The following is a 19,579-nucleotide window of genomic DNA, read 5'->3' on the forward strand; positions in this document are numbered from 1 at the left end:
CTCGTATCTCGTATCTCGTAGAAGCATAAAAAAGCCCCAACACGAATGTCGAGGCTAAAGTATCTTTATTTATGTTCTAGCTGAGTATCCGCTGCGTGCTACTCTTCGTTGTTTTCAGCAAACTTAGATGGTGACATGCCAAAGTGGTGCTTAAACCTTTGACTGAAATAGGAAGGGTCATTGAACCCCGAATCAAACGCCACATCAGAGATCTTCTCTCCAGCGAGTAAGCGCTCACACGCATGCTCTAGACGTACTTCATTCAAGTGCTCTTTGAAGGTCTTGTTGTAAGCCGATTTAAAGCGTCTCTGTAAGCTTCTCTCAGACATAAACAAATACTTAGCGGCAGTTGCAGTACTGAACTCGGCATCAGCGTAGTTTTCACTCACAAGCTGCGACACTCTGTTCTTCCACTCTTGTTCCGCTGTCAGTTTTTGTTGCTCTGGTGTTGAGGCGGCAAGCTTAATGGTTTCAATCTGTTCAATTGTGCTGGCTTCAAGATTGTCGAGTACTTGATACTCAATTGGCCACGAAAGCTGAACCTTATTTTGAGACTCCGAAACAAAGGCATTAAGCTCACCACCGCTCTGATTCATCAATAGCGGCAGCTTTTCGATGTTAAGGTCGGTCGACTTTCCGGTATTGTCACCCATGCTTGATGCCAGTTTAGGGAAAGGCGTCCCATGATCTCGAATGGTCACAACAAGATGCTCCTTAACCTCTTCAACCAGAACCACCATACTCTGCGACTTAAAGTTTCTCTTGATGATGCTCGCAACCAAGCTATTGAAGATAATATCGAGATTAAAATACAGCAACGAGACATATCGTTGTTTTGTTTCGACTTTAATATCCAGTTCAATACCGGCTTTGGTTAAGTCATCCTGCCAAGCTTTGAGTACCACCTCTAAGATTAAAATTATATCGTAACAAACTTGCCCTTCTCCTTGAGGCGTATTACTCAATTGAGCTAAGCCATTTTTCAAGGTTAGAATCGGCGACTTCCCGAGCTCGTCATTCCAATTCGGGAGCATCGCAGCAATATGATTCACTTCAGAAGAGAGTTCATTGGCAGTGTGAGACACAAGCGCATTCTTCACGGATAGCTGCTTTTTAAGCTGTTGATTAGTGGCGAGTAATATCCGGCTTTGGTGCCTCAATTGGTCTGTCTTCAGTGCAACTTGCGCTTTTAAGTGCCGGTTGGCAAAAGTGACATAACGCGAACGCCAAAAGACTAAGATAGTCACAACGCCAATCAGTAATATCAGAGAGCTTGCTGCAGCCCAATTGGTCAGATACCAAGGCTCCGCAATCGAGAAGCTTTGATTGGTTGACACAAAGCGATAATGGGAGCCTTTAACCGGCTTCACTTCAAGTGTGTAATCCCCTGGAAGAAGATGATCGAGCGTTAACAAGCCCCCTTCAAACTCACTCCAAGGTTCATCGTCGCTCAGTCGGTATTCCATCGCAGGTGCGAACGTTGCTGGTAAGATACCTAGCTTAAACCCCATCGATGAACCATAAGGAATCTCATCCAGCTCTGCCGTTTTCCCGCCAAGTGATACCGTTTGTTGGTCGACACTTATCTTACTCAACAAGGCACGGCTATGAGGTGTAGTTGATACCAGTAACTCGTTAGATAACGCGCTGACTACACCATACTTTGAGCCGAAAACAAGCCTCGAAGGTTGGCTATCTTGACTGTAAAAAAGAGCACACGCTCCTGCCGCCAGTTCATTGGTGATCAAACCAAATGGCGAACCTATGTGTTTATGCAGTTGCCCATCCAATCCGTAATAACTGATGCCTTTCGAAGAGCCTAACCAAACACCATTGTCATCGCTTATCAGGCAGTTGGGGCTAATATTGTCTTCAACAAGAGTGATTTCTTGAATAATAGAGCTGTCATCCGGGATTCGATACACGCCATAACTGCTCGCAAACCACTGCGCTCCATCCTTCGCTTTTTCAATATCGACGACTTTGCCAAACCGTTCGCTGGAACGACTAAAGCTAATTCGTTTATCAATGAACGAGTAGAAGCCATGATCCGTTCCTATATAGATGCGACCTAGCAAGCCTACATTGAGAGCGGTGATCTTCGCAGGCAAGAACTTGTCGACTAACCAGTCAGTGCCATAACTCGTCAGTTTCATGGTTTCGATAGATAACGAATAGAGGTTTTGCCCAGAGGTCATCCAAAGAACGTTATCGGCTTGAAGCACAAGGTTTTCAACACGCACTCCCTCAATTGGCCTTGGTAAATCAAGGGCTTCGGGTTGTAGTGTTTCCGTATTTAGACTGATGATACCTTGTTCGGTCGCCAACCAAATGGAAGAGCCAAAGATCTCAAAATCATTAACAGGGTTAGAGTAAACACGAATTGGGTTCTCTTCACTTTCAGAATCAACCAAGTAGAGCCCCATTGAAGACGCGACCCAAGATAACTGGTCACTGACAGGCAGTACTTTATTGATCACCACACTACTCGAATGCATGCCCATTCCAGTTAGGGGTGTTCTCGAGAAGGTTTTGCTGAACAGTGAGAAGTATCGGATACCGTTGTTTGTCGCAACCCACACACCACCAGCATGATCGTTTATCAACGAATATATTTTCTCACCCGGTAACGAGAAGTCTTGACTAGCGGCTTGTTCGAATCGAGTAATTTGTCCCGTAATAAAGTTGTAGCTAATAAGGCCGTGCTCTGTACCAATCCAATACTGGTCCGAAGTTTCGGCCAACGAGAGAACATGCGACCCTTTAACGATGGTCTCTTTGTCTGGGTTCGCGAGATCAACAATCACAGCACCATTTAAAGTACCGATCACTAACTCACGTCGAGCATTCGAAAAATAAACCGTCTCAATATGGTTTTTGTCTGATGCGGTGACATGGGTAAACTCTTGATTCTCTGAAAGGTAAACGCCAGAACTGGTCGCTAGCACCCACTTTGATAGTACCCACTCAGCGTCGTTAATCGCAATGTCACTGCTGTTATTGTATCGGTACAGTTTAAGTAGAGAGTAGGTGTTGAATTCTAAAGATTGAGTGTTGTAGGTATAGAAATTACTGCCGTCAGTAACCCAAATATAATCGCCTGATGCACCGATATTCGCTATTTCAGCGCCGGGACTTAGGCTAAACGCCAATTCGTTGCCAATTCCAGGGTTATGTCGATAGACCTCATTGTCGAAAAATGTCCAAAACTCATCGTTCAGAAAGGCGACTCTTTCCGAAGAAAATTGCAGTAAGCTTCCCTTGCGAGGGAATAGAGTTCGACCATCGTAAAAGAGTACTTTTCCATGCACATCATGAACCCAGAGCCCACCTCCGGCACCTAAATACAAGTTTTTAGCCGCAAGGAAATTCCCTTGCGCTTGAGCGGGCAAAGGATAGAAAACGGAGGGCGAGGTATTTACCGCTAGAACGCTAAATGAAATGCTCATTAACATGAACATTTTGAAGATAATTCGATACAACTCTTAATCCTGAACAGCAACAACACATGAAATTTTGGGTACCACAACGTCTTATCGTTGCTAAACCAAAAACTGAGTTTTTTTGTGCTTATTATTATCTTTCCATTTTAGCGGAAATTAGAAAAGGAGAAAGGAGGTTTGTTATTTGTTAGGAGGTTTTATCTTAGCGGTCACGAAAATGCCGCAAAAAGCGGCATGATTCATAAATTAACGAGAGCAAAGTAGAGTAAAGAATACTCGTTTATGACTTACTTCTCGTCTAAGCAACTTGTATAGCTATCTGTAAGTTGCTGAAGAAAATCGAAATAGCTTCCACTCTTCACTTCAACTGTTGAACCGATAGGGTCAAGCTGACCTTGTTTTGCGTTACTTCCGCGCGTCACTGATTCAATCACAGCAGGAGTGAATTGAGGCTCAGAAAACACACATTGAACGTTTTCACGTACTATCGTTTTCTTAATAGCGATCAGGCTTTTTGCACCCGGCTTACGCTCTGGGCTCACCGTAAAGTGACCTAAGTTATTTAGCTCAAACTCTTGCTCAAAGTAACCATACGCGTCATGAAAAACGTAGTAACCTTTGTCTTTCACGGGTGCAAGTTGCTCTCGAATAGACTGTTGCTTCTCTTTCAATGCAATCAGGAATGAATCGAGATTCTCTTGGTACGCCATTGCATTGTCTGGATCAGATTCAATCAACTTAGCTGAGATGTATTTTGCAGCTACTTCAACTTGCTCGATACCTAACCAAAAATGCGGGTCATGGCTACCGTGGTGGTGCCCTTCATGTGCATCGTGGTCATGCTCTTCGTGTCCGAACTCTCGCAAGTTGATTCCGGGAATATCACTGATCTTGATAACATTTTCTTTTGAACCAATCACCTTAGTCAGAAAGGCTTCTAGGTCAGGGCCGAACCAGATGACCATATCGGCACTATGAACTTTTTTGACATCCGATGGCTTAAGCGCATAATCATGCGGCGAAGCATTGCTGTTCATCAACACATCCGGCTCACTAACGCCTTGCGTTAATTCTGTCACAATCATTTGAATTGGTTTAAAGCTTGTTAGAATAGTATTGGCACTTGCGACACTTGGCGCTAAAAGCAAAGTAGCAAGTATAAAAGATGAACGTGACATAATCCCTCGATAATAGAAAAGTAGCTTAGGCTTGAGGTAAATGTTACATTATAACATTAGCGAATTGCAAATGAGTTCTATTCATGGATAACTTAATCCAACTAGATTCTGTAAGCGTCGAATTTGACGGTCGAAAAGTTCTAGACAACATCTCTCTAAATTTAGAGCGCGGCAGAATCACCACCCTGATTGGGCCAAACGGTGCAGGAAAGTCGACATTAGTAAAAGTGGTACTGGGTTTACAGACCAAATTTTCAGGCACAATAACAAAAGCTAAAAAACTGAAAATTGGCTATGTACCACAAAAATTAAAGCTCAATGATTCCCTACCGCTCAACGTAGAGCGTTTTCTAAAACTCACTGGCAATTTCAGTCAGCAAGAGATCCTTGAAGCATTGAAGCTTGTTGGTGCTGAACATCTGCAGAAGAGTAACATGCACCAGCTATCTGGCGGAGAAAACCAACGTGTGCTCATTGCTCGTTCATTGCTAAGAAGACCAGATCTACTGGTTCTCGATGAACCGGCTCAAGGCGTCGACGTTCAAGGGCAAATAGACCTGTATGACTTGATTGACACCATTCGCCACCGCTTTGGTTGTGCCGTATTTATGGTTTCACACGATCTGCATTTAGTGATGGCAAAAACAGACGATGTTATCTGTTTACACCACCACATCTGTTGCTCAGGCGCACCTGCAGACATCAAACACCATCCTTCGTATATTGCGCTCTTTGGCACCGCGACCCAAGAGACGCTAGCGTTTTATCATCACCAACACGAACATCACCATCATGATCTCGCAGGCCAGCCTGTCGAAGGCGACGTGCATGAATGTTCAAACCATAAACACGGACACCACTAATGCTTGAGTTTCTTCTTCCCTCTATTTTGGCGGGTTTGGGTATTGCACTAATTGCAGGCCCACTAGGTTCATTCGTGGTGTGGCGTAAGATGGCTTACTTTGGTGACACGCTTGCTCACGCTTCTTTGATGGGCTTAGCACTTGGCTTTCTGTTCAACATTAACTTGTATTTCGCGCTGCTGATTTGTTGTTTGATGCTGGCCGTGTTGCTAGTGACTTTACAAAAACAAAAGCTGGTCGCGACCGATACCCTACTCGGTATTTTGGCGCACAGTGCGCTATCACTTGGTTTGGTTGCTGTCAGTTTCTTAGATAACGTTCGTGTTGACCTAATGAGCTACCTATTTGGTGACTTGCTGGCAGTATCTCCAACGGATTTAGTGTTCATCTATGCGGGTGCTGCTGTGATTGGATTAGTACTTGCTATCTTTTGGCGACCACTACTATCAACGACGGTTAACGAAGATCTCGCGGCGGTTGATGGCATCAACATTGATTTAATGCGTCTGATTCTGATGCTATTGGTCGGTATCGTGATTGCTGTCGGTATGAAGTTTGTTGGTGCGTTAATCATGACATCGCTACTGATTATTCCTGCAGCAACGGCAAGGAAGTTCTCGAGCACACCTGAGCAGATGGCCTTCCTTGCATCAATTATTGGCTCTATCGCTGTATTCGGTGGATTAAGCTTGTCTTGGTTCTATGATACGCCTGCTGGCCCGTCTGTGGTTATCAGTGCGGCAGCAATGTTTATGCTATCTCAAATGGTTAGAAGTCGAGCTTAGCACTTAGCAGTACGATCTCGTATCTCGAAAACATAAAAAAGGCTTGGTCAGTGACCAAGCCTTTTTAATATCGTTTCAATTAACTTCTATCTCAATCGATAAAAGCCAGCTGATTACCAACCCGTGATTTCACGTAGGCCTTTACCGATGTCAGCAAGAGACTTAACAGTCTTAACGCCTGCTGCTTCTAGTGCTGCGAATTTATCTTCAGCAGTACCTTTACCGCCAGAGATGATTGCGCCTGCGTGGCCCATACGCTTGCCCGGAGGAGCAGTAACACCAGCGATGTAAGATACAACTGGCTTAGTTACGTTTGCTTTGATGAACTCAGCCGCTTCTTCTTCCGCAGTACCACCGATTTCACCAATCATTACGATTGCTTCAGTTTCTGGGTCTTCTTGGAAAAGTTTTAGGATATCAATGAAGTTTGAACCTGGGATAGGGTCACCACCGATACCAACACATGTAGACTGACCAAAGCCTTCATCTGTTGTTTGCTTAACTGCTTCGTACGTCAGAGTACCGCTGCGAGATACTATGCCTACTTTACCCTTCTTGTGGATGTGACCAGGCATGATACCAATCTTACACTCGTCTGGAGTGATAAGACCTGGACAGTTAGGACCGATCATGCGAACGCCAGTTTCTTCTAGCTTCACTTTAACGTCGATCATATCTGTTGTAGGGATACCTTCAGTGATCGTTACGATCAGTTCGATACCTGCATCAATCGCTTCTAGGATTGCATCTTTACAGAAAGGAGCTGGTACGTAGATAACTGTTGCTGTTGCGCCAGTTACTTCTACCGCTTCACGTACTGTGTTGAATACTGGAAGGCCTAGGTGAGTTTGACCACCTTTACCAGGTGAAACACCACCAACCATTTGCGTACCGTATGCGATAGCTTGGTCTGAGTGGAATGTACCTTGACCGCCAGTGAAACCCTGACAGATTACTTTAGTGTCTTTGTTAATTAATACAGACATTATTTAGCCTCCGCAGCAGCAACAACTTTCTGAGCAGCATCTGTTAGAGATTCAGCTGCAATGATATCAACATCAGAATTAGCAAGTACTTCGCGACCTAGGTCTGCGTTTGTACCTTCTAGACGAACAACTACAGGAACTGTTACGCCGACTTCTTTAACTGCACCGATAATACCTTCAGCGATCATGTCACAACGAACGATGCCACCGAAAATGTTTACGAGTACTGCTTTAACATTGTCATCAGAAAGGATGATCTTGAATGCTTCAGCTACACGCTCTTTAGTCGCGCCGCCGCCTACATCAAGGAAGTTTGCTGGCTTGCCGCCGTGTAGGTTTACGATATCCATCGTACCCATCGCAAGGCCTGCACCGTTAACCATACAGCCAACGTTGCCATCTAGTGCTACGTAGTTCAGTTCCCACTGTGCTGCGTGTGCTTCGCGCTCATCTTCTTGAGATGGATCGTGCATTTCACGTAGTTTAGGCTGACGGTACATCGCGTTTGAGTCGATGTTGATCTTGCCGTCTAGACAAAGCAGGTTGCCTTCGCCAGTAATGACAAGCGGGTTGATTTCTAGTAGAGCTAGGTCGTACTGAGAGAACATTTTGCCAAGACCCATGAAGATCTTAACGAACTGTTTGATTTGATCGCCAACTAGACCAAGTTTGAACGCAAGTTCACGGCCTTGGTAAGCTTGAGGGCCTACTAGAGGATCGATCGCTGATTGGTGAATCAACTCTGGAGTTTCTTCAGCGATTTTCTCAATGTCCACACCGCCTTCAGTTGACGCCATGAATACAATTTTACGCGTTGCGCGGTCAACAACAGCACCTAGGTAAAGTTCGTTAGCAATGTTTGATGCTTCTTCAACTAGGATCTTTGTTACAGGCTGACCATTAGCGTCTGTTTGGTAAGTCACTAGGTTTTTACCTAGCCACTTTTGTGCAAACTCTTTAACGCCTTCTTTGGTGTCATGTAGCTCTACGCCGCCCGCTTTACCGCGGCCACCAGCATGTACTTGACACTTAACGACTTTCTTGGCTGTACTGATACGACCTGCAGCTTCGAAAGCTTCTTGTGCAGTATCACATGCGAAACCTTCTGGTACAGGCAAACCGAATTCTGCAAACAGCTGTTTGGCTTGGTATTCATGCAAATTCATTTTGATATTCCGTTTATTTTCCCTTAAGGGATTATTATTTCCATAACGACACAGTTTCCTGTGTTACGTCTGTAGGGTCTTCTCAAAACAACTGCTGTCCATTTTCTAATGGCTTTACAGTTCAATTGAAGGCCAGACGTTGAGCAGCCTAGCCTTTGCAACTTTTTACGTCTAGCTAACGGGGTTAACTAGACGTTTTAGCGATACTAAACGTCTAATAGCAGACGTGCAGGATCTTCTAGAAGCTCTTTGATGGTCACTAGGAAGCCAACTGATTCACGGCCATCGATTAGACGGTGGTCGTAAGAAAGCGCTAGGTACATCATTGGTAGAATCTCTACCTTGCCATCAACAGCCATTGGACGGTCTTGGATTTTGTGCATACCCAAAATTGCCGCTTGAGGTGGGTTGATGATTGGCGTAGACATTAGAGAACCAAATACACCACCGTTTGTGATAGTGAAGTTACCACCCATCAGTTCATCAACCGTTAGCTTGCCGTCACGGCCTTTGATTGCTAGCTCTTTGATGCCTTTTTCGATATCAGCGAAACCTAGTGTGTCACAGTCTTTAAGTACTGGAGTCACTAGACCACGTGGCGTAGATACCGCCATGCTGATGTCGAAGTAGTTGTGGTAAACGATATCTGTACCATCAATAGAAGCGTTCACTTCTGGGAAACGTTTTAGCGCTTCTGTTACTGCTTTCACGTAGAAAGACATGAAGCCAAGACGCGTGTCGTGACGCTTCTCGAATTGGTCTTTGTACTGCTTACGAAGGTCCATGATTGGCTTCATGTTCACTTCGTTGAAAGTAGTCAGCATTGCTGTGCTGTTTTTCGCTTCTAGAAGACGGTTTGCAACTGTCTTACGTAGGCGAGTCATAGGCACGCGTTTTTGGCTGCGAGCCGCTGCTGGCGCTTCAACTGCTGGTGCAGATGCTGCTGCCGGAGCCGCTTTCGCTGCTGCTAGGTGTGCGTCGATGTCTTCACGAGTAATACGACCACCAACACCAGTGCCTTTAACGTCAGCTGGTTGTAGGTTGTGCTCAGCAAGCAGGCGACGAACAGCTGGGCTTAGCGCGTCGTTGTTCTCTTCTGTTAGCGCAGCTTTATGGCGCTTATCAGGAGATGCTTCTGTATCTTCAGTGGTGTCTTTCGTTGGTTCACCAGCGACAGCACCCGGCTTGATTTTAGCCAGAAGCTGCTTAGAAAGTACCGTAGCACCCTCTTCTTCGATGATAGCTTCCAGAACACCCGCTTCAGGAGCCGGTACTTCTAGAACTACTTTATCTGTTTCGATATCTACAATGACTTCATCACGTGCAACCGCTTCGCCCGGTTTTTTGTGCCAAGTAGCAACTGTTGCATCAGCCACAGATTCAGGTAAATCTGGAACCAGAATTTCAATTGTCATGTGCGTATTTTCCTTTTACTTCTAGTTCTTAAGTAGGGTCAAAGCGTCGTCAACTAACGCTTTTTGTTGTTTCAAGTGTACTGACATATAGCCAACAGCTGGTGATGCTGATGCAGGACGACCTGCGTATTGAATATCAGCACCTACTGGGATAGCAGCTCGGAAATTATGTTGGCTACTGTACCAAGCACCTTGGTTTTGTGGCTCTTCTTGACACCAAACGTAATCGACTACATTTGTGTATTGTGCGATGGCAGCTCTCACATCCTCATAAGGGAACGGGTAAAGTTGCTCAATACGTACAATAGCGACATCGTCTTGCTCGTTCTTACGTCTTTGGTCAAGCAGGTCAAAGTAAACCTTACCTGAACAGAACACGACGCGTTTTACGTTCTCAGGCGCCAGGTCATCAATTTCTGCGATAGCTGGTTGGAACGTGCCTTCTGCCAAATCTTCAAGAGAAGAAGTACACAGAGGGTGACGAAGCAATGACTTAGGTGACATTACAATCAGTGGACGACGCATTGGTCGAACAACCTGACGGCGAATCATGTGGTAAACCTGAGCTGGTGTTGAAGGAACAACAACCTGCATGTTTTGTTCAGCACATAACTGAAGGTAACGCTCAAGACGTGCAGAAGAGTGCTCCGGGCCTTGGCCTTCATAACCGTGAGGAAGCAGCATAGTTAGACCACATAGACGTGCCCACTTTTGCTCACCTGATGAAATGAATTGGTCGATAACAACTTGTGCACCGTTTGCGAAGTCACCAAATTGAGCTTCCCAAAGGGTTAGACCGCTTGGCTCTGCTGTCGCGTAACCATACTCAAATGCGAGTACCGCTTCTTCAGATAACACAGAGTCAAACACTTGGAATGGCCCTTGTTTATCATGAATGTTCGCAAGAGGAACATACGTGCTTGCATCTGATTGATTGTGCAGTACTGAGTGACGGTGGAAGAACGTACCACGACCTGAATCTTGGCCTGAGATACGAATACGCTTACCGTCGTCAACAAGTGTTGCGTATGCCAGAGTTTCAGCCATACCCCAATCGACTTGTTTCTCACCATTCACCATGGCAGTACGATCGTTGTACAGTTTATTTACTCGGCTTTGCAGCTTGTGGCTGTCCGGGTATTGACAAAGTTTGGTACCAAGCTCTTTCAGGCGCTCGATATCAATCTTGTTATCCCACTCGATGTTCCAGTCGTGACCTAGGTAAGGAGACCAGTCTACTGAGTGAAGTGCCATTGGACGCCACTCTTTAACCACAACTTCACCGTGATCAAGTGCATCACGATATTCGTTAACTAGCTGAGTTGCTGTATCAATACCAAACTCACCGCGCTCCATTAGCACGTCAGCGTAAAGCTTACGTGGTGTTGGGTGCTTCTTGATTTTTTGGTACATCAAAGGCTGTGTTGCATTCGGCTCATCGGCTTCATTGTGACCGTGGCGACGGTAACAAACCAAATCAATAACAACATCACGCTTAAACGTATTACGGTAATCCAATGCAAGACGCGCAACAAACGCAACCGCTTCTGGATCATCAGAGTTAACGTGGAAAATCGGAGCCTGAACCATCTTCGCGATATCGGTACAGTACATCGTAGAGCGTGTATCGCGAGGGTTAGACGTTGTAAAACCAACTTGGTTGTTTACAACGATACGAACCGTACCACCTACACAGAAACCACGAGCTTGAGACATGTTAAACGTCTCTTGTACTACACCCTGACCAGCGATAGCTGAGTCACCGTGGATAGTAATTGGAAGTACACGGCTACCATCATTATCACCAAGGCGATCTTGACGTGCACGTACTGAACCGATAACTACCGGGTTTACGATTTCTAAGTGAGATGGGTTAAATGCTAGTGCTAAGTGAACGTTGCCGCCTGGCGTTGCGAAGTCCGCAGAGAAGCCTTGGTGGTATTTCACATCACCAGTACCCCACGTGTCATCGTGCTTGCCCGCAAACTCGTCAAACAGGTCTTGTGGCTTTTTACCAAGCACGTTGACCAACATGTTTAGACGACCACGGTGAGCCATACCAACAACAACTTCACGCATGCCTTGTCCGCCAGCATGACGAATAATTTCTTTCGTCATTGGGATAAGAGCATCACCACCTTCCAACGAGAAGCGTTTTGCGCCTGGGAATTTCGCACCAAGATAGCGCTCAAGACCTTCAGCAGCAGTTAGCTCTTCTAGGAAAGCTTGCTTTTCTTCTTTGTTGAAAGAGGGTTGACCAGATACAGACTCTAAACGTTGTTGGATCCAACGCTTTTGCTCTGTATTTGTCATGTGCATGTATTCAGCACCAATAGAGCCACAATACGTTTGCTTTAGAGATTTGTAGAGATCTTTAAGCACCATCGTCTCTTGGCCAATGGCGTAAGAGCCGACGTTGAACGTCTCATTGAGGTCATCTTCGGTAAGAGTGTGGAAAGAAGGGTCCAGTTCATCAACTGTCGCTCTTTTCCATAAACCTAGGGGGTCTAGATTTGCTGCTTGATGCCCTCGGAATCGATAGGCATTAATAAGTTGCAGAACCTTTACTTGTTTCGCATCGACATCTGGATCACTAACTTGGACACTGTAATGCTTTGTTTCTTGAGCGAGTCGACGGAAGTATTCACGAACACGAGAGTGTGGTTGTTCCACTGTCTCTGAAGCTTGCACAGGCAGTTCTTCAAAAACACTTCTCCATTCGTCACTTACCGAATCTGGGTCACTTAGATACAGTTCATAGAGTTCTTCTACGTACGTTGCATTGGCGCCAGCCAAGTGTGAAGACTCGAGCCATGCCTTCATCACGCCGTTGTGCATATTTTCCCTTAACCAGTAGTTTTCACGTTTGCTGCGGTCTATGCCGAGCTATTAAAAGGCCGCCCCAAAACTTCTAGGGCGGCAATTTTTATATAACTTAAACCGAACGATTCACTAGCATGGTCTTGATGTGACCAATAGCTTTCGTCGGATTTAATCCCTTAGGACAAACACTTACACAATTCATGATGCCATGGCAACGAAAAACGCTAAATGCATCATCAAGATCGGACAAACGTTCGTCTGTCGCTGTATCTCGGCTATCAATTAGCCAACGGTACGCTGCAAGCAGGCCTGCTGGTCCGATGAATTTGTCAGGATTCCACCAGAATGATGGGCATGACGTTGTACAACATGCACACATGATACATTCGTACAATCCATCTAAATGAGCACGCTCATCAGGGCTTTGTAAGTTTTCACGAGCCGGTGGCACATTGCCATCAGACACTAAGAATGGCTTCACTTTTTCGTAGTTATCGTAGAACTGAGTCATGTCTACAATCAGGTCACGAACAACGGGTAAGCCAGGCAGTGGGCGAATCACAATCTTGTCTTGGCCCGAAAGCGCAGACAATGGCGTGATACACGCTAGGCCATTTTTACCGTTCATGTTCAAACCATCCGAGCCACATACACCTTCACGGCATGAGCGACGGAATGAGATTGTTGGATCTTGCTCTTTCAACAGAATAAGCGCATCCAAAAGCATCATGTCTGAACCTTCATCCACTTCTAGAGTGTATTCCTTCATATAAGGTTTCTGGTCGACATCTGGATTGTAACGATATAAAGAGAAATTCAGTTTCATGGTCATATCTCCTTAGTACGTACGTGCTTTTGGTGGGAACGCTTCACGATGGATAGGTTCCATGTTTACACCACGCTTAGTCATGCTCTCTGACTCTGGGTTGTAAAGTGAGTGGCATAGCCATTGCTCATCATCACGGTCAGGGAAATCGAATCGAGCGTGTGCGCCACGGCTCTCTGTACGGAAATTTGCAGCAACAGCCGTTGCGAATGCCGTTTCCATCAAGTTTTCAAGCTCTAGACACTCGATACGTTGAGTGTTGAACTCTGTAGACTTATCAGATAGGTGTGCATTTTTCAGACGCTCGCGAATCGCTTTTAGCTCTTCTAGACCTTCAGCCATTGCTTTGCCTTCACGGAATACTGAGAAGTTGTTCTGCATACATTGCTGAAGATCTTTACGGATTTGCGCTGGATCTTCGCCGTCTGTGCTGTTTTCCCAACGGTTGTAACGCTCTAGTGAACGCTCAATGTCAGCTTCAGTTGCAGGTTTCGCTTCGTCTTGCTTCTTCAGTGTCTCACCTAGGTGTAGACCTGTCGCACGACCAAATACCACCAAATCAAGCAGTGAGTTACCACCTAGACGGTTGGCACCATGTACTGATACTGATGCGATTTCACCACAAGCAAATAGACCTTGGATTTCAACATCGCTGCCGTCTTCGGTTTGCTTAATAGCTTGACCAGAAACTTGTGTTGGAACACCACCCATCATGTAGTGACATGTCGGGATTACTGGGATTGGCTCTTTCACTGGATCAACGTGAGCAAAGGTACGAGAAAGTTCACATACACCAGGAAGACGAGATTCAAGTGTCTCTTTACCTAGATGATCAAGCTTAAGCTTGATGTGTGGACCCCAAGGGCCATCGCAACCGCGACCTTCACGAATTTCAACCATCATTGAACGAGCAACAACATCACGACCCGCTAAGTCTTTAGCGTTTGGTGCGTAACGTTCCATGAAGCGTTCGCCGTCTTTATTGAGAAGGTAACCACCTTCACCACGACAACCTTCCGTTACCAATACACCTGCACCAGCGATACCCGTCGGGTGGAACTGCCACATTTCGATGTCTTGCATAGGAACGCCAGCACGAATCGCCATACCAACACCGTCACCAGTGTTAATGTGTGCATTGGTTGTTGATGCGTAGATACGACCAGCACCACCAGTCGCAAGGATTGTTGCCTTCGCTTTGAAGTAGCAAACCTCGCCCGTTTCCATACAAAGCGCGGTAGTACCTAAAATTGCACCATCTTCGTTTTTAACAAGATCCAGTGCATACCACTCAGAGAAAACCGTCGTTTTATGTTTAATGTTTTGTTGGTAAAGCGTATGAAGCAGTGCGTGACCAGTACGGTCGGCTGCAGCTGCGGTACGAGCCGCTTGCTCACCACCAAAGTTTTTAGATTGACCACCGAAAGGACGCTGGTAAATAGTACCGTTCTCAAAACGAGAGAAAGGCAGGCCCATTTTTTCGAGTTCGATTACCGACTCAGGACCGTTTTTACACATGTATTCGATAGCGTCTTGGTCACCGATGTAATCAGAACCTTTTACTGTGTCATACATATGTTGTTCCCAATGGTCTTCATGCGCGTTACCAAGAGCAACAGTGATGCCGCCTTGCGCTGAAACCGTATGAGAACGAGTAGGGAAAACTTTAGAAAGCAATGCACAAGAAAGGCCTTGCTCAGAAATTTGCAGTGCGGCACGCATACCTGCACCACCAGCGCCGATCACTACGGCATCAAACTCACGAACAGGAATAGTCACTTACGCACCCCACAAAATAAACAGACCAGAGAAGAAATATCCAAGAAGAACTGCAACAACACCGACTTGAAGACCAACACGCAGTTTTGCGCATTTGATGTAGTCAGTTAGTACTTGCCATAGGCCGATCCACGCGTGAACCAAAACAGAAGTAAGCGCTAACATGGTGAAGACTTTAGTGAAGGTTCCACCAAAGAATTGCGTCCAAGATGCGTAAGAGATATCACCAGAGAAAGCACAGAAGCTAACTAGGTAGATAGTGTAAAGCGTCATAATGATGGCAGTTGCACGAATCAATAGATAATCGTGGACACCATTACGACCAAAAGTAGAAACGTTGTTTACCATACTAAGATCCCCGCTAGTAGAGACAATACCGCTGTTGCTGCGAATGCAACCTTAGCGCTCTTAGCGCCAGATTCCAGCTCTTCAAAGTGACCAAGGTCCATAAGAAGGTGACGAATACCACCAGCAATGTGGTAAGCCAAAGCGGTTAAAATGCCCCACAGAATAAACTTCACGAAGAAACCATCGACAATGTCGCTAGCTTCGGCAAAGCCTACTGGGGATGAGAGGGAAATGGATAGTAACCAAAGCAGAATTCCAATCGCGACAAAAGTTATCACCCCAGACACACGGTGTAGGATGGAAGCTATTGCTGTGATTGGAAAGTGGATGGTCTGTAAATCTAAATTAACAGGTCTTGTCTTTCTTTCTTTCACGGGCTTGCTCACTCAGCTCCATTGAGCATTATGGTCATTAAATAACCTTATGATATTGTTATGGACAAAATTTGATTGTAAACCTTCAAAATTTAACATTAACTTAACAAATAACTGAAGTTGAGCCTTAGATAATTGTAAAATAATTGTTAACCGCTCGATTAAGAAAGACACCTCACATTTCTTCTTAGCCTTGCATTTATAAGGTTTTAACCAAACTTTTCAGCGTCACTATACGACTGGCAACATTCTAATACAATTGATGTAACAAATAATGCTACACAGACCAGATTTTTAACGAATTTAATGTAAAAAACACTAACAAGTGCACACAAAGCTTCAGAAAAATTGACTTTCCCACGTAAGACCAGTAAAAAAATGGCACATAAACATCCTGGACGGATTAAATAATAAACAAAGGAGATTGTTATGGCGGATAAGAAAGCTACCCTTCACATTGAAGGTCAAGCGCCAATCGAGCTGCCGATTACAGAAGGTGTACTTGGTACTCCAGTGATCGATGTTCGTACACTAGGTTCTAATGGTTTTTTCACTTTTGACCCTGGTTTTCTTGCCACTGCATCCTGTGAGTCTCAAATCACTTTTATTGACGGTGGAAAAGGCATTCTTTTACATCGTGGTTATCCAATCGACCAACTTGCCAATAACGCTGATTACTTAGAAGTATGTTACATACTTCTTTACGGTGAAGCCCCATCTCGAGCTGAGTACGAAAAGTTCAAGACTACCGTGACACGTCACACTATGGTGCACGAGCAAATCGCTAGTTTCTTCCACGGCTTCCGTCGTGACGCTCACCCTATGGCTGTAATGTGTGGTGTTGTAGGCGCTCTAGCGGCGTTCTACCACGACTCACTTGATGTCAACAACGATACACACCGTGAAATTGCGGCATACCGCCTGATTTCAAAAATGCCAACACTGGCTGCAATGTGTTACAAATATTCAATCGGTCAGCCGTTTATCTACCCACGTAACGACCTAGGCTACGCAGAAAACTTCTTACACATGATGTTTGCAAACCCATGTGAAGAGTATGAAGTGAACCCTATCGTTGCTCGTGCAATGGATAAGATTTTCACTCTACATGCTGACCACGAACAGAACGCTTCTACGTCTACAGTGCGTCTTGCTGGTTCATCTGGTGCTAACCCGTTTGCGTGTATCGCAGCAGGTATCGCATCACTTTGGGGCCCAGCTCACGGCGGTGCAAACGAAGCTTGTCTGCGCATGCTTGAAGAGATCGGTAGCGTAGATAACATTGAAGAATACGTTGCGAAAGCAAAAGACAAAGATGACCCATTCCGTTTGATGGGCTTCGGTCACCGTGTTTACAAGAACTACGACCCACGTGCAACAGTAATGCGCGAAGCGTGTCACGAAGTGCTTAAAGAGCTAAACATCCAAGATCCACTACTAGACGTAGCGATGGAACTTGAGCGTATCGCTCTTTCTGATGAGTACTTTGTTTCTAAGAAGCTATACCCGAACGTAGATTTCTACTCAGGTATCATTCTGAAAGCAATCGGTATTCCAGTATCTATGTTTACAGTAATCTTCGCGATGTCTCGTACCATCGGTTGGATTGCTCACTGGAACGAAATGCACAGCGATCCGACGAACCGTATCGGTCGTCCTCGTCAGCTATATACTGGTGAAGAACAACGTGACTTTAAAGCACTTCACGAACGTGAATAGTTGCTATAAATCATAATGTTAAAAGGGGTTGATGTGAGAACATCAACCCCTTTTCTTTTGTACGCTCTCAACCCCGTCATCCTCAAGAATGCGAAGTGAACGAATAAAATAATATCGTCATCCCCAAGAACGAGGGACGAATGAGTTGGGGATCTCCTTAAGCGAGCAGATAAACTATACAGGTTACCTGCTCAATTCTAGAGAACGACGCATACACTCGACTCGTACCCCTTATCTCGCATCTGCTCTTAAACTGGGTTATCGATATCAATAAACTCAACATCCAAGCCATGTTCTTCCGCTAACCATTCACCTAACGCTTTTACACCGTATCGCTCAGTCGCGTGGTGGCCAGCAGCAAAATAATGAATGTCTTGCTCGCGTGCTGAGTAAGTAGTGCGCTCAGAAATTTCACCAGAAATAAAAGCATCAATGCCTTGAGAAGCCGCTAGCTCAATGTAGTCTTGACCACCACCAGTACACCAACCGACGGTCGTTATCATTTTGTCTTGGTTTTCTGGAGCGATATGCAGTGGTTTACGATTTAGAGCTTGATCGATTTTTTCTGCGAATTCAGTACCTGTCATTGGTGTTTTTAATCTACCAAACATAGCAACCGATTGTGGGTGCCCTTCCAAGCCACCTTCTACTTCAATATCAAGCAGTTCAGCGAGTTTGGCGTTGTTACCAAGTTCAGGGTGGATATCGAGAGGTAAGTGATAACCCAAAAGGTTAATGTCATTCTTTATCAGAGTGCGAATGCGTTTGCCCTTCATGCCACGAATTGCCTCTGACTCACCTTTCCAAAAGAAACCGTGATGAACCAACAAAGCGTCTGCGTTCAGTTCTACCGCTTTATCAATCAAGGCTTGAGAAGCTGTTACACCAGTAACGATTCGCTTCACTTCTGTCGCGCCTTCAACTTGAAGACCATTAGGACAGTAATCTTTAATCTGCTGTGGCTGCAGTTTTTCGTTAAGTAGCTTTTCTAATTGTAAGTTAATCATTTTTCTTTCCAGCTTACCTTTATAATAACGTCGTTATATCAATTTACGGGTAGAATGTCGAAAGCCCCACGATGAGTTTATGAGGAAGAGATGACAGCACTGCAACGTTTTTACCAATGGGTCATCGACTCACCGCCATTACTAGAAATCAAGCCACCGGTTTCGGATCTCAGTGCATTCTCTAGCAACCATGCCATCGACTCATCACATACTTATGAGGGTAATCCTAGATTAGGTTTCCTCTACCAATATCTATGCGAGCAAGTGATCGCTGCCTCACCGAATTACTCGATAAAGCACGACGAGATTCAGATCAATGTGGAAGGCAGAACTCTCGGTGCAATCGACTTTATTCTTAAAGAAGAGAGCAGCCAAAAGCTGGAACATTGGGAAGTGGCGATTAAGTTTTATCTGCTCCACGAACAAACATGGTTTGGACCCAACTCTCACGACCAATTGGATAAGAAACTCGACAGGATGCTCAGCCACCAACTCGAAATGTCCTCTTCTGCCGCCTTTGTTGAGCAATATCCAGAAATCGATGTCGACTCAAAACACTTACTGATGCAAGGTCGTCTATATACCAACCCTTTCTTAGAGCAAAACATACCGACAAAATGCTTGGGCTATGACATTAACCCAAGCCAAGTAAACGGCTTTTGGTGCTATCAAGATCAGGCTCATTTAATCAGTGAACCACTGTATCCACTCACCAAAGAGCAATGGGCAGCAGGGACGGATGATTTCAGCAGTCAGCCGATCACCGAGTTCGGTGATCGCTTCGTCCATGGGCAAACAAAGTCGGGGCAATTCTGGTTTGTGATGCCACAAAGTTGGCCACACGGTTAGTCGTCTGAGCTAACTCAG

General features: G+C 45.2%; 15 protein-coding genes. 4 read left to right on the top strand and 11 right to left on the bottom strand.

The features are described from left to right. Window positions 1-98: 98 nt before the first annotated feature. Entirely contained in the window at window positions 99-3,461 is a 3,363-nt protein-coding gene (locus tag AB4185_RS16935) for a helix-turn-helix domain-containing protein (RefSeq protein ID WP_372135707.1), read from the bottom strand. A 269-nt stretch (window positions 3,462-3,730) separates the two neighbouring features. Beyond that, complete coding sequence (gene znuA, locus AB4185_RS16940; protein ID WP_017067380.1) at window positions 3,731-4,621, bottom strand: zinc ABC transporter substrate-binding protein ZnuA; 891 nt, start codon at window positions 4,619-4,621, stop codon at window positions 3,731-3,733. An 83-nt stretch (window positions 4,622-4,704) separates the two neighbouring features. Between znuA and znuC the strand changes: the two genes are divergently transcribed. Together znuC and znuB are read left to right on the top strand one after the other, a co-directional pair. Next, window positions 4,705-5,484 carry a zinc ABC transporter ATP-binding protein ZnuC gene (gene znuC, locus AB4185_RS16945; protein WP_017061943.1) on the top strand — a complete coding sequence of 260 codons (780 nt, stop codon included), beginning with the start codon at window positions 4,705-4,707 and terminating at the stop codon, window positions 5,482-5,484. Continuing rightward, on the top strand, window positions 5,484-6,269 hold the full coding sequence (gene znuB, locus AB4185_RS16950) for a zinc ABC transporter permease subunit ZnuB (RefSeq protein WP_017061944.1): 786 nt from the start codon (window positions 5,484-5,486) through the stop codon (window positions 6,267-6,269). The genes znuC and znuB overlap by 1 nt, the downstream gene beginning before the upstream one ends. Before the next feature lie 113 nt (window positions 6,270-6,382). Here znuB and sucD read toward each other — a convergent pair whose 3' ends face one another. The 8 genes from sucD to sdhC all read right to left on the bottom strand — a co-directional run bounded on the left by sucD (window position 6,383) and on the right by sdhC (window position 15,998). Then, on the bottom strand, window positions 6,383-7,255 hold the full coding sequence (gene sucD / locus AB4185_RS16955) for a succinate--CoA ligase subunit alpha (protein WP_004734209.1): 873 nt from the start codon (window positions 7,253-7,255) through the stop codon (window positions 6,383-6,385). Beyond that, window positions 7,255-8,421, bottom strand: a complete 1,167-nt coding sequence (gene sucC / locus AB4185_RS16960) for an ADP-forming succinate--CoA ligase subunit beta (RefSeq protein ID WP_019820479.1) — start codon at window positions 8,419-8,421, stop codon at window positions 7,255-7,257. The genes sucD and sucC overlap by 1 nt, the downstream gene beginning before the upstream one ends. 206 nt (window positions 8,422-8,627) lie before the next feature. Next, window positions 8,628-9,836 (bottom strand): 2-oxoglutarate dehydrogenase complex dihydrolipoyllysine-residue succinyltransferase, encoded by a 1,209-nt coding sequence (gene odhB, locus AB4185_RS16965; RefSeq protein ID WP_017056410.1) that lies wholly within the window; start codon window positions 9,834-9,836, stop codon window positions 8,628-8,630. 21 nt (window positions 9,837-9,857) lie between these two features. Beyond that, on the bottom strand, window positions 9,858-12,674 hold the full coding sequence (gene sucA, locus AB4185_RS16970; RefSeq protein WP_017061946.1) for a 2-oxoglutarate dehydrogenase E1 component: 2,817 nt from the start codon (window positions 12,672-12,674) through the stop codon (window positions 9,858-9,860). Window positions 12,675-12,771: 97 nt separating this feature from the next. Continuing rightward, window positions 12,772-13,485, bottom strand: a complete 714-nt coding sequence (locus AB4185_RS16975) for a succinate dehydrogenase iron-sulfur subunit (protein ID WP_010436773.1) — start codon at window positions 13,483-13,485, stop codon at window positions 12,772-12,774. A gap of 12 nt (window positions 13,486-13,497) precedes the next feature. Then, window positions 13,498-15,264, bottom strand: coding sequence for a succinate dehydrogenase flavoprotein subunit (gene sdhA / locus AB4185_RS16980; RefSeq protein WP_048606450.1), 1,767 nt, complete (start codon window positions 15,262-15,264; stop codon window positions 13,498-13,500). Continuing rightward, a complete protein-coding gene (sdhD, locus tag AB4185_RS16985) occupies window positions 15,265-15,612 on the bottom strand; it encodes a succinate dehydrogenase, hydrophobic membrane anchor protein (protein ID WP_010436768.1) in 348 nt (115 codons plus the stop codon). Then, on the bottom strand, window positions 15,606-15,998 hold the full coding sequence (sdhC, locus tag AB4185_RS16990; protein ID WP_017061948.1) for a succinate dehydrogenase cytochrome b556 subunit: 393 nt from the start codon (window positions 15,996-15,998) through the stop codon (window positions 15,606-15,608). The genes sdhD and sdhC overlap by 7 nt, the downstream gene beginning before the upstream one ends. A gap of 417 nt (window positions 15,999-16,415) precedes the next feature. Here sdhC and AB4185_RS16995 point away from each other — a divergent pair, with 417 nt between their 5' ends. After that, window positions 16,416-17,705 carry a citrate synthase gene (locus tag AB4185_RS16995; protein ID WP_017061949.1) on the top strand — a complete coding sequence of 430 codons (1,290 nt, stop codon included), beginning with the start codon at window positions 16,416-16,418 and terminating at the stop codon, window positions 17,703-17,705. Window positions 17,706-17,953: 248 nt separating this feature from the next. On the opposite strand, the gene AB4185_RS17000 is transcribed toward AB4185_RS16995, so the two are convergent. Continuing rightward, window positions 17,954-18,712 carry a Nif3-like dinuclear metal center hexameric protein gene (locus AB4185_RS17000; protein ID WP_102428736.1) on the bottom strand — a complete coding sequence of 253 codons (759 nt, stop codon included), beginning with the start codon at window positions 18,710-18,712 and terminating at the stop codon, window positions 17,954-17,956. A 90-nt stretch (window positions 18,713-18,802) separates the two neighbouring features. Here AB4185_RS17000 and AB4185_RS17005 point away from each other — a divergent pair, with 90 nt between their 5' ends. After that, window positions 18,803-19,561 carry a DUF1853 family protein gene (locus tag AB4185_RS17005; protein WP_017061951.1) on the top strand — a complete coding sequence of 253 codons (759 nt, stop codon included), beginning with the start codon at window positions 18,803-18,805 and terminating at the stop codon, window positions 19,559-19,561. The last annotated feature ends 18 nt before the right edge of the window (window positions 19,562-19,579 follow it).

The organism is Vibrio sp. 10N.286.48.F5, from assembly GCF_041469785.1.
Taxonomy (GTDB): domain Bacteria; phylum Pseudomonadota; class Gammaproteobacteria; order Enterobacterales; family Vibrionaceae; genus Vibrio; species Vibrio crassostreae_C.

What these genes read in the sequence shown, in the direction of transcription:
- AB4185_RS16935 (WP_372135707.1), bottom strand. Translation starts at nt 3,461, where the DNA reads ATGTTCATGTTAATGAGCATTTCATTTAGCGTTCTAGCGGTAAATACC.
- znuA (WP_017067380.1), bottom strand. Translation starts at nt 4,621, where the DNA reads ATGTCACGTTCATCTTTTATACTTGCTACTTTGCTTTTAGCGCCAAGT.
- znuC (WP_017061943.1), top strand. Translation starts at nt 4,705, where the DNA reads ATGGATAACTTAATCCAACTAGATTCTGTAAGCGTCGAATTTGACGGT.
- znuB (WP_017061944.1), top strand. Translation starts at nt 5,484, where the DNA reads ATGCTTGAGTTTCTTCTTCCCTCTATTTTGGCGGGTTTGGGTATTGCA.
- sucD (WP_004734209.1), bottom strand. Translation starts at nt 7,255, where the DNA reads ATGTCTGTATTAATTAACAAAGACACTAAAGTAATCTGTCAGGGTTTC.
- sucC (WP_019820479.1), bottom strand. Translation starts at nt 8,421, where the DNA reads ATGAATTTGCATGAATACCAAGCCAAACAGCTGTTTGCAGAATTCGGT.
- odhB (WP_017056410.1), bottom strand. Translation starts at nt 9,836, where the DNA reads ATGACAATTGAAATTCTGGTTCCAGATTTACCTGAATCTGTGGCTGAT.
- sucA (WP_017061946.1), bottom strand. Translation starts at nt 12,674, where the DNA reads ATGCACAACGGCGTGATGAAGGCATGGCTCGAGTCTTCACACTTGGCT.
- AB4185_RS16975 (WP_010436773.1), bottom strand. Translation starts at nt 13,485, where the DNA reads ATGAAACTGAATTTCTCTTTATATCGTTACAATCCAGATGTCGACCAG.
- sdhD (WP_010436768.1), bottom strand. Translation starts at nt 15,612, where the DNA reads ATGGTAAACAACGTTTCTACTTTTGGTCGTAATGGTGTCCACGATTAT.
- AB4185_RS16995 (WP_017061949.1), top strand. Translation starts at nt 16,416, where the DNA reads ATGGCGGATAAGAAAGCTACCCTTCACATTGAAGGTCAAGCGCCAATC.
- AB4185_RS17000 (WP_102428736.1), bottom strand. Translation starts at nt 18,712, where the DNA reads ATGATTAACTTACAATTAGAAAAGCTACTTAACGAAAAACTGCAGCCA.
- AB4185_RS17005 (WP_017061951.1), top strand. Translation starts at nt 18,803, where the DNA reads ATGACAGCACTGCAACGTTTTTACCAATGGGTCATCGACTCACCGCCA.